Annotated in this window: 10 protein-coding genes; 9 read left to right on the top strand and 1 reads right to left on the bottom strand. The window is 58.2% G+C overall.

Annotation, left to right across the window (positions count from 1 at the left end; translation table 11 throughout):
• Window positions 1–135 precede the first annotated feature (135 nt).
• Window positions 136–918, top strand: coding sequence for a 3'-5' ssDNA/RNA exonuclease TatD (gene tatD, locus BRD58_RS01095; RefSeq protein ID WP_015460700.1), 783 nt, complete (start codon window positions 136–138; stop codon window positions 916–918).
• 15 nt (window positions 919–933) lie between these two features.
• Window positions 934–1,956, top strand: a complete 1,023-nt coding sequence (gene hemB, locus BRD58_RS01100; protein ID WP_012847034.1) for a porphobilinogen synthase — start codon at window positions 934–936, stop codon at window positions 1,954–1,956.
• A 71-nt stretch (window positions 1,957–2,027) separates the two neighbouring features.
• On the opposite strand, the gene rfaH is transcribed toward hemB, so the two are convergent.
• Window positions 2,028–2,519 carry a transcription/translation regulatory transformer protein RfaH gene (rfaH, locus tag BRD58_RS01105; RefSeq protein WP_012847035.1) on the bottom strand — a complete coding sequence of 164 codons (492 nt, stop codon included), beginning with the start codon at window positions 2,517–2,519 and terminating at the stop codon, window positions 2,028–2,030.
• 250 nt (window positions 2,520–2,769) lie between these two features.
• On the opposite strand from rfaH, the gene pepE reads away from it, so the two are divergent.
• The 7 genes from pepE to hemG all read left to right on the top strand — a co-directional run bounded on the left by pepE (window position 2,770) and on the right by hemG (window position 9,998).
• Window positions 2,770–3,495: a dipeptidase PepE gene (gene pepE, locus BRD58_RS01110; protein ID WP_012847036.1), complete on the top strand. Its 726-nt coding sequence runs from the start codon at window positions 2,770–2,772 to the stop codon at window positions 3,493–3,495.
• Between the two features lie 118 nt (window positions 3,496–3,613).
• Window positions 3,614–5,101, top strand: a complete 1,488-nt coding sequence (ubiD, locus tag BRD58_RS01115; RefSeq protein ID WP_073381406.1) for a 4-hydroxy-3-polyprenylbenzoate decarboxylase — start codon at window positions 3,614–3,616, stop codon at window positions 5,099–5,101.
• Between the two features lie 38 nt (window positions 5,102–5,139).
• Window positions 5,140–5,841 (top strand): NAD(P)H-flavin reductase, encoded by a 702-nt coding sequence (gene fre, locus BRD58_RS01120; protein ID WP_015460703.1) that lies wholly within the window; start codon window positions 5,140–5,142, stop codon window positions 5,839–5,841.
• 141 nt (window positions 5,842–5,982) lie between these two features.
• Window positions 5,983–7,314, top strand: a complete 1,332-nt coding sequence (gene pepQ, locus BRD58_RS01125) for a Xaa-Pro dipeptidase (RefSeq protein WP_012847039.1) — start codon at window positions 5,983–5,985, stop codon at window positions 7,312–7,314.
• Window positions 7,314–7,928, top strand: a complete 615-nt coding sequence (locus BRD58_RS01130; RefSeq protein WP_069578013.1) for an IMPACT family protein — start codon at window positions 7,314–7,316, stop codon at window positions 7,926–7,928. Before pepQ ends, BRD58_RS01130 begins: the two co-directional genes overlap by 1 nt.
• A 52-nt stretch (window positions 7,929–7,980) precedes the next feature.
• Entirely contained in the window at window positions 7,981–9,432 is a 1,452-nt protein-coding gene (gene trkH, locus BRD58_RS01135; protein ID WP_012847041.1) for a Trk system potassium transporter TrkH, read from the top strand.
• 17 nt (window positions 9,433–9,449) lie between these two features.
• Window positions 9,450–9,998, top strand: coding sequence for a menaquinone-dependent protoporphyrinogen IX dehydrogenase (gene hemG / locus BRD58_RS01140; protein WP_015460705.1), 549 nt, complete (start codon window positions 9,450–9,452; stop codon window positions 9,996–9,998).
• Window positions 9,999–10,042 lie beyond the last annotated feature (44 nt).

Here is a 10,042-nt window from a genome sequence, read left to right on the forward strand (position 1 = left end):
GTGTGCTTTGGTCGGGACGCAGGCGATGGCGCTTGTTGTCCCGGTGCCGATGCGCAGCTACGCTGCCGGAATGAGCCGTCGTGGATGCCATTCCCGTGGCGAAGTGGCGCTCTTAGCACTAGGAGGAGTAGACCGATGCTGGATATCGGTGTCAATCTAACCAACGGCCAGTTTAGCGGCGATGTGCCGCAGGTGGTTGCTCGAGCGCGTCAGGCGGGATTAAATGGTATGATAATTACCGGTACTAACCTGATGGAAAGCGCGCAGGCTCTGCATCTGGCGCAGGCATACCCTGACTTTTGCTGGGCGACGGCCGGCGTGCATCCCCACGATGCCCATCGCTGGAATGAAAATAGCGCCGCCGATCTTGAGCCGCTGCTGCGTTCACCGGCGGTCGTTGCCGTCGGCGAGTGCGGGTTGGATTTTGCCCGTAACTTCTCGACGCCGGCGCAGCAGGAGGCGGCCTTTGAGGCGCAGTTAGCGCTGGCGGCCCAGATCGGGAAACCCGTATTCCTGCACTGCCGAGAGGCTCACGCGCGGTTTATCGCGCTCTTGCGTCCCTGGCTGAGCCGTCTTCCCGGTGCGGTACTGCACTGTTTTACCGGTACCCGCGACGAGCTGGATGCATGCCTGTCGCTGGGGCTGTATATTGGCATTACCGGCTGGATCTGCGATGAACGGCGAGGCATGCCTCTGCGGGCGCTGCTGCCGCACATTCCCGCTGAACGATTGCTGCTGGAGACGGATGCCCCTTATTTATTGCCGCGCGATATACAACCCAAACCGAAGTCGCGGCGTAATGAACCCTGCTTTTTGCCCCACATCGCGGAGCAGGCGGCTCGCTGGCGTCAACAGGATGCCAACTGGCTGAAGCAGGTGACTGAAAACAATGCCCGCCAACTGTTTAGGCTGGCATAAGTAGAGGAGATTACCGTGAGCTATGCATTTCCAGGCGCCTTTCCGGGGCGTCGCCTGCGCCGTCTGCGCCGGCATGATTTTAGTCGCCGTCTGTGTGCCGAAAACGTGCTGACGGTTGACGATCTGATCTATCCGGTGTTTGTGATGGAGGGGAACAACCATCAGGAGGCGGTCTCCTCCATGCCGGGGGTTCAGCGCATGACCATCGATGTCCTGGTTCGTGAGGCCGAGGCCGTCGCTAAGCTGGGCGTGCCGGTGCTGTCGCTGTTCCCGGTGGTCGGTACGGATAAAAAATCGCTGTATGCCGAAGAGGCGTACAGCAGCGATGGTCTGGTGCAGCGCGCGGTGCGGGCTCTGAAGGATGCGGTGCCTGAGCTTGGCATCTTAACCGACGTCGCGCTGGATCCGTATACGACGCACGGCCAGGATGGCGTGATCGATGAGGACGGCTACGTCGTCAACGATATCACGAAGGAGATCCTGGTGCGTCAGGCCTTATCCCATGCCGAGGCCGGTGCCGATATCGTGGCGCCGAGCGATATGATGGATGGCCGCATTGGCGCTATCCGCAGCATGCTGGAGAGCCAAAAGCTGGTCAATACCCAGATCATGGCTTACTCCGCGAAGTATGCCTCTTGCTACTACGGTCCGTTCCGCGATGCGCTGGGCTCCTCTGGGAACCTGAAGGGCGGCAACAAGAAAACCTATCAGATGGACCCGGCTAACGGGGATGAGGCGCTGCAGGAGGTGGCTCAGGATCTGCAGGAGGGGGCCGATATGGTGATGGTTAAACCAGGTATGCCGTATCTGGACGTATTACGCCGAGTGAAAGATACCTTTGGCGTGCCGACCTTCGCCTATCAGGTCTCCGGTGAGTATGCCATGCATATGGCTGCGATCCAGAACGGTTGGCTGCAGGAGAAGCCGGCGATCATGGAGTCCCTGATTTGCTTCAAGCGGGCGGGCGCCGATGGCGTGCTGACCTATTTTGCCAAGCGTGTGGCACAGTGGCTGCATGATGCAGAGATGACGCGCTGACTCTTTTCTGACGGTGATAAAGTAAAAAGCCCGCGGATGCGGGCTTTTTGTTACCGGTATATTCGGTCAGCTCAGAGGATCTTTTCAAACGCGCTGTTACTTAGCGTATGGCTCACCTCTTGATTCAGCAGGTTAAGCAGTAAGATCGCGCGTTTTTCCCCGTCGCTTTCGCGGTAAATCGCCTCCATGCCGCTGAAGGCACCCTGGGTAATGCGCACCCGATCGCCGGGGATCGGCGTTTGCGGCGCGATCGCGGTAGGCGTGGGCGCCATCATCAGCTGCTTAACGATGCTAAAGGGCACGGTGGCGGGTAACTTGCCAAAGCGGACAAAGTGGCTAACGCCGCGGGTCGACTGTACCGTGGTGGTATGGATCCGCTCGGGATCCAGCTCAATAAACATGTAGTTGGGGAACATGGGTTCCTGCACCTGCGTACGTTTGCCCCGCACTACCTTTTCCAGGGTGATCATGGGCGTAACGCAGGGGATCTCCTGACGCGTCAGGTGCTCACGCGCCCGGGTTAACTGGCCCCGTTTGCAATATAACAAATACCAGGATTCCATACGTTCATACTCCTCTTATACCGCGCAGCCTATCATATTCACGGCTGCCCGCAGAAGCGACCTGCGTCGGCATGTGCGCATTTGCTCACCAACTGCGTGTTTTGACCTGCTTTTTTACTAAGGGCTGGCATAAGATCACATCAATAAGCCGGATGTTTAGTTATAAAGGCCGGGAAAAATGACCGCGTATCGCCGGAGGGCGCCATAGGGTGGCGTTCGACGGCGGCTACGCACTACCTCGGGGGAGATCATGGAGTTATTTTTACTGAGTAATGGCAAAGTATCCGGTGAGTCTGAGCTGCTGGGCTATGCCAAAGGGATGATCCAGTCAATGCTGCTGGAGAAGAAGATCCGCCGGGCTCTGCTTATCCCATATGCCCTGATCCGCAGCAGCTATGATGCCCGTGCCGCTGAGCTGGAGCATTCGCTGGGGATTACCGTGGAGAGCATTCATCACCACGCCGATCCGGTCAAGGCGCTGGAGGAGGCGGAGTGTATCCTGATCAGCGGTGGTAATACCTGGGTACTGAATCAGATGCTGCATGAGCATGGCCTGATCGTGCCGATCCAGCGGGCGGTGCGTGAGCGCGGCATTCCCTATATTGGCTGGAGCGCCGGCTGTAACGTGGCTACGCCAAGCATCCGTACCACTAACGATATGCCGGTGCGTAACAGCGTGGTGCTGCCATCGCTGGGACTGTTTCCGGTGCAGATTAACCCGCACTATATCGATGCTCACCTCAGCGGACATATGGGGGAAACGCGCGATGAACGCATCGCCGAGTTCTGCGCGGTGAACCCCAGTGAGTCCGTGATCGCCCTGCGCGAAGGCAGCCTGCTGCACGTCAGTGGTGAAACCCTGCAGTATTACAGCGCTAAGGCGCAGGGCTACAAGGTCTTTCGCCACGGCGAGGAGACCCACGAGTACCATGATACGCAGGCGTTAGCCGCGCTGGTGCCGTTCCACTGCCGTTAAACGGGCGCCGCGAGCGACGCGTTTCTTGCCGTATGGGTTACTCGATTGTAACAAAAGTACAGCAAGTCGGGTGAAGAACGCTTATAATGGGCTCTTCACCCGAATCGATAAGAATGCTATGAAATACCGTGACTTGCGTGAATTCATTGCCTTGCTTGAACAGCGGGGTGAATTAAAGCGTATCCAACAGTCCATCGATCCCTATCTGGAAATGACCGAGATCGCCGATCGCACTCTGCGCGCCGGTGGCCCGGCGCTGCTGTTCGAAAACCCCAAAGGCTACGATATTCCGGTGCTGTGTAACCTGTTCGGTACGCCACAGCGGGTGGCCCTGGGCATGGGGCAGGAGGAGGTGGGTGCGCTGCGTGATGTCGGTAAGCTGCTGGCCTTTCTGAAGGAGCCGGATCCGCCGAAAGGGTTTCGCGACCTGGTGGAGAAGCTGCCGCAGTTTAAGCAGATCTTAAATATGCCGACCAAGCGTCTGTCCAAGGCACCCTGTCAGGCGCGGGTATTCCAGGGCGACGATGTCGATCTGGCCACGCTGCCGGTGATGCACTGCTGGCCGCAGGATGTCGCTCCGCTGGTCTCCTGGGGGTTAACGGTGACCCGGGGCCCCTGTAAGTCGCGTCAAAACCTGGGGATCTATCGCCAGCAGGTGCTGGGTAAAAATAAGCTTATCATGCGTTGGCTGTCCCATCGCGGCGGCGCGCTCGATTTCCAGGAGTGGTGTCAGGCGCATCCCGGTGAGCGTTTCCCGGTGGCGGTGGCGCTCGGCGCCGATCCGGCAACGCTGCTTGCGGCGGTTACGCCGGTGCCGGACTCGCTGTCGGAATACGCCTTTGCCGGCCTGCTGCGTGGCCATAAAAGCGAGGTCGTCAAATGCCTATCCTGCGATTTAGAGGTTCCGGCCAGCGCCGAGATCGTCCTGGAAGGCTACATTGAGCCGGGGGAGACGGCGCCAGAGGGGCCCTATGGCGACCATACCGGATACTATAATGAAGTGGAGCGTTTCCCGGTATTTACCGTGACCCACCTGACGCAACGCGATCGGCCGATTTATCATTCGACCTATACCGGCCGTCCTCCCGATGAGCCAGCGGTGTTGGGGCTGGCGCTGAATGAGGTGTTTGTTCCCCTGTTGCAGAAGCAGTTTCCGGAGATCGTGGACTTTTATCTGCCGCCGGAGGGGTGCTCCTACCGTATGGCGGTGGTGACGATGAAGAAGCAGTATCCGGGGCACGCCAAGCGAGTGATGATGGGCGTGTGGTCATTTCTGCGTCAATTTATGTACACCAAGTTTGTGATTGTCTGTGACGATGATATCAATGCCCGTGATTGGCAGGATGTGATCTGGGCGCTGACGACGCGAATGGACCCCGCGCGTGATACGCTGTTGATCGAGAATACCCCGATAGACTATCTGGACTTTGCCTCGCCGGTGTCCGGCCTAGGATCGAAGATGGGGCTGGATGCCACGAACAAGTGGCCGGGCGAAACCCTGCGGGAGTGGGGACATCCTATCGTGATGGATGAGGCCGTACGCGTGCGGGTAGATACCCTGTGGAATGAATTGGACATTTTTGCTAACGACAAGGATGCGCAGTGAGCCTGAGCGCTGCGCTAATGACCCAATAGAGTAATCACATGACAACGTTGAGCTGTAAAGTTACTTCAGTAGATGCCATCACGGATACCGTGTACCGCGTACGTCTGGTGCCGGAGCGTGCCGTCGATTTTCGCGCTGGTCAATACCTGATGGTCGTGATGGATGAGCGGGATAAGCGCCCGTTCTCTATGGCATCCACGCCGCTGCAGAGCGATTGCATTGAACTGCACATCGGCGCTTCGGAGCTTAATCTCTACGCCATGGCCGTCATGGATCGCATCCTGCAGGATCGCACGCTGTGCGTCGATATGCCTCACGGCGATGCCTGGCTGCGCGAAGACAGCCTGCGCCCGCTGGTGCTGATCGCCGGCGGCACCGGTTTCTCCTATACCCGCTCGATTCTGCTGATGGCGCTGTCTCAGCAGCCGCAGCGTGAGATCTCTCTCTATTGGGGCGGACGCGAGCTGAAGCATCTGTATGATCTCAATGAGCTGTATGCGCTGAGTGCGCGTTATCCCCAGCTGAAGGTAATCCCGACCGTAGAGCAGCCGGATGCCGATTGGCAAGGGCGAAGCGGCACGGTGATCAGCGCCGTGATGCAGGACTTTGGCTCATTGGCCCAGCACGATATCTATATCGCCGGGCGTTTCGAGATGGCTAAGATTGCTCGGGAGCGTTTCTGTGCCGAGCGTGAGGCCAATCCAGATCATATTTACGGCGATGCCTTTGCCTTTATCTGATGCGCGAGGGCGCGGCGCCGTATCGTTTGTATCGGGACGGCGCCTCGCACTTTACCCCCAGACCGCCCTGCGGTCAGGGGGAGTTTTGTGCAATACCCTGTGCTAAGATGACGCCAATCGACGTCTGTAAAGGGTAATGACATGGACACTCTGGCCTCACTCTATACGAAGCACCTCGCCACGCTGCAGCAGCGCGCGCGTACCATTCTGGAACGCCATCAGCTGGATGCGCTGCTGATTCACTCCGGCGAACCTATCGCGCGTTTCTTGGACGATCAGGATTACCCTTTCAAGATCAACCCGCATTTTAAAGCCTGGGTACCGGTGACCCAGGTGCCGAACTGCTGGCTGTGGATCGATGGTGTCAACAAGCCCAAGCTGTGGTTTTACGCTCCCCAGGATTACTGGCACAGCGTTTCGCCGCTGCCGCAGGCATTTTGGACCGAGCAGGTAGAGATGACGGCGCTGCGTCATGCCGATGATATCGCCGCTCTGCTGCCCGCCGCGCGCGGCAACGTCGCGTATATCGGGCCGAACGCGGATCGGGCGCGCAGCCTTGGCATCGATGAGGCGCATCAGAACCCGCAGGCCGTGCTGAATTTCCTGCACTATCACCGCGCGTACAAGAGCGAGTATGAGCAGGCCTGCATGCGTGAGGCGCAGAAAATCGCCGTGGATGGCCACCAGGCTGCACTGGAGGCCTTCCGCGCAGGCATGAGCGAGTTTGATATCAATCTCGCCTATCTGAGCGCGACCGGGCAGGGAGAGAATGACGTACCGTACGACAATATCATCGCCCTGAACCGGCATGCCGCGGTGCTGCACTATACGCACCTAGAGCGGCGAGCGCCGTCTGAGATGCACAGTTTTCTGATCGATGCGGGTGCGGAGTTTCATGGCTATGCCGCCGATCTAACGCGCACCTATGCGGCCAACGGACAGAGTGACTTTGCCGCGCTGGTCGCAGAGGTGAATCAGGCTCAGCAGGCGTTAATTGCCACGCTGCAAACCGGCGTGCGTTATACCGATTATAATTTGCAGTTCCATCAGCGTTTGGCCGCGATCCTTCGTCATCATCATATCCTGACCGGTATCAGCGATGAGGCGGCCGTCGCCCAAGGGCTGACCACGCCGTTCCTGCCGCATGGGCTGGGGCACCCGCTCGGTCTGCAGGTACATGATGTGGCAGGTTTTATGCAGGACGAGCTGGGGACGCAGATGGCGGCGCCGGATCGGTACCCCTATTTGCGCTGCACCCGAATCATGGAGCCAGGCATGGTAATGACCATTGAGCCGGGCCTCTATTTTATCGATACGCTGCTTGCTCCTTGGCTCGAGGGGGAGTTTGGCCAGCACTTTAACCGTAGTCGCATCGACGCCCTGCGCCCCTATGGCGGCATTCGCATTGAGGATAATGTGATCTTCCATGCGCACGGCGTAGAAAATATGACGCGCGACCTGCATCTCGCCTGATGCCACATTCGTACCCCGTGCCTGCGCAGCCGGTCAGCGTCTGTGAGGAGATAAAGAAAAGCCGCTTCATTACGTTACTGGCTCACACGCCGGGGGTTGACGCGGCGAAGGCGTTCGTCCAGGAGACGCGGCGAGCGCACCCTGATGCGCGCCATCACTGCTGGGCATTCGTGGCCGGTGCGCCGGGGGATACTCAGCGGCTGGGTTTTTCAGATGACGGTGAGCCGTCTGGTACGGCGGGAAAGCCTATGCTGGCCCAGCTGATGGGCAGCGGCGTAGGCGAGGTGTGTGCGGTCGTCGTGCGTTACTACGGTGGGATCAAGCTGGGCACCGGTGGATTGGTCAGGGCCTATGGCAGCGGAGTTCAGCAGGCGCTACAGGCGCTGGTCCGTCGGCAAAAGGTGCCTATGGCAGCGTATACGCTGTGCTGTGACTATGCCCAACTGACGCTGGTGGAGGGGATTGTGGCGCAGGCGGGCGGCAGCGTGCTTGACAGTGCGTTTTCCGCTCAGGTGATGCTGCGGCTGAGCCTGCCGCTTGGCAGTCAGGACGAAGTGGGTGAAAAATTGCGCAACGCCAGTCGTGGAGCATTGCAATTACAGGCGACTTCGTAATAATCCGCGCTCTCCCGTTATTTAGTGCTTATTGAGCAAGGAATGTGTCCGGATGCATTTTCGCGCCATCATTCGAATCGTCGGCCTGCTGGTCATCCTGTTTTCCGGCACCATGTTTGTCCCCGGACTGGTGGCGCTGATCTACCGCGATGGCGCCGGACGTGCGTTTGTCGAAACGTTTTTTGTCGCCCTCGGCATCGGTATGCTGCTGTGGTGGCCCCAGCGTAAGCAGAAGCATGAGCTGAAGCCGCGCGAGGGGTTTCTGATCGTCGTGCTGTTTTGGACCGTGCTGGGCAGCGTCGGTGCGCTGCCGTTTCTGTTTTCAGAGCGTCCGAATCTCAGCGTCACCGATGCGTTCTTCGAGTCGTTTTCCGGTTTGACCACGACCGGTGCCACAACGCTGGTCGGGCTAGATGCGCTGCCGAAGGCGATTCTGTTCTATCGGCAGATGCTACAGTGGCTCGGCGGTATGGGGATCATTGTGCTGGCGGTGGCCATTCTGCCTATTCTTGGCGTTGGTGGCCTGCAGCTATACCGGGCCGAGATGCCGGGCCCCCTTAAAGATAACAAGATGCGCCCGCGTATTGCCGAAACGGCCAAAACGCTGTGGCTTATCTATGTCATGCTGACCATTGCCTGCGCCATCGCCCTGTGGGGGGCGGGAATGGATGTGTTTGACGCTATTTCTCACAGCTTTTCGACTATCGCCATCGGCGGGTTCTCAACCCATGACGCCAGCATCGGCTACTTCAACAGTCCGACCATTAATACCATCATCGCCGTTTTTCTGCTGATTTCCGGGTGTAACTTTAGCCTGCACTTTGCTTTTCTCAGTGGACGCAGTCCCCGGGTGTATTGGCGCGATCCGGAGTTCAGGATGTTCATCGCCGTGCAGCTGACGCTGGTCAGCGTCTGTACGCTGGTTTTGTGGCTGCATAATGTGTACGCCAGCGGATGGCAAACGCTCAATCAGGCCTTTTTTCAGGTGGTCTCGATGGCGACTACCGCCGGTTTCACCACCGACAGCATTGCCAAATGGCCGCTGTTTTTACCCGTGCTGCTGCTGTGCTCCGCGTTTATCGGGGGCTGCGCTGGCTCTACCGGCGGTGGGCTTAAGGTGATCCGCATTCTGCTGCTGTTCCTACAGGGGTCACGTGAGCTCAAGCGGCTGGTACACCCCAATGCGGTATATACCATCAAGCTGGGAAACCGCGCCCTGCCGGAGCGGATTCTGGAGGCTGTCTGGGGATTCTTTTCAGCCTATGCGCTAGTGTTTATCATCAGTATGCTGGCGATCATTGCGACCGGTGTCGATGATTTCTCCGCCTTTGCAGCGGTGGTCGCAACCTTAAATAACCTTGGCCCCGGGCTGGGGGTCGTGGCGGATAACTTCACCTCAATGAATGATGTCGCTAAATGGATCTTGGTGGTGACCATGCTGTTTGGCCGTCTGGAGGTGTTTACATTATTGGTGCTGTTTACGCCAACGTTTTGGCGTAACTGACGGAATAGGGATCAACGATGAAAACGTTAGTGCTGTATTCAAGCCACGATGGACAAACTAAAGCGATCGCCACCGCGATTGCGACGGCGATGTCTGAGACGTTGGACTGTGAGCTGAGGGATTTAGAACAGGCGGGCGATATTGACCTGAACGCTTACCAGGCGGTGGCGATTGGCGCCGCGGTACGCTATGGCCACTTTCCCCGCGCGCTGTACCGCTTTGCCAGTGACCATACTTCGCAGCTGAATACGATGCCGAGCGCATTTTTTGCCATTAACCTGACGGCGCGCAAGCCAGAGAAGCGAACCCCGCAGACTAACGGCTATACGCGTAAATTTTTGCTGTCGACGCCGTGGAAGCCCGCCCAGTGCGTGGTGTTTGCCGGCGCGCTGCGCTATCCCCGCTATGGCTGGCTGGATCGCACCATGATTAAGATGATTATGAAGATGACCGGCGGCGAGACCGATACGACAAAAGAGGTCGAGTATACGGACTGGCAGCAGGTCGACCGCTTTGCCCGTGATTTTGCGCGCTTCGTGAGCACATTAGCTAAAGAACCTGCATGAAATCCAGGTTTTGTTGAAAAAAAAACCGAACGATATAAATTTTA

Source organism: Edwardsiella piscicida (genome assembly GCF_001896205.1).
In the GTDB taxonomy this organism is placed as follows: domain Bacteria; phylum Pseudomonadota; class Gammaproteobacteria; order Enterobacterales; family Enterobacteriaceae; genus Edwardsiella; species Edwardsiella piscicida.

Coding starts and splice junctions, on each gene's coding strand:
- trkH (WP_012847041.1), top strand. CDS start 7,981: ATGCATTTTCGCGCCATCATTCGAATCGTCGGCCTGCTGGTCATCCTG.
- ubiD (WP_073381406.1), top strand. CDS start 3,614: ATGAAATACCGTGACTTGCGTGAATTCATTGCCTTGCTTGAACAGCGG.
- pepQ (WP_012847039.1), top strand. CDS start 5,983: ATGGACACTCTGGCCTCACTCTATACGAAGCACCTCGCCACGCTGCAG.
- pepE (WP_012847036.1), top strand. CDS start 2,770: ATGGAGTTATTTTTACTGAGTAATGGCAAAGTATCCGGTGAGTCTGAG.
- tatD (WP_015460700.1), top strand. CDS start 136: ATGCTGGATATCGGTGTCAATCTAACCAACGGCCAGTTTAGCGGCGAT.
- rfaH (WP_012847035.1), bottom strand. CDS start 2,519: ATGGAATCCTGGTATTTGTTATATTGCAAACGGGGCCAGTTAACCCGG.
- BRD58_RS01130 (WP_069578013.1), top strand. CDS start 7,314: ATGCCACATTCGTACCCCGTGCCTGCGCAGCCGGTCAGCGTCTGTGAG.
- fre (WP_015460703.1), top strand. CDS start 5,140: ATGACAACGTTGAGCTGTAAAGTTACTTCAGTAGATGCCATCACGGAT.
- hemG (WP_015460705.1), top strand. CDS start 9,450: ATGAAAACGTTAGTGCTGTATTCAAGCCACGATGGACAAACTAAAGCG.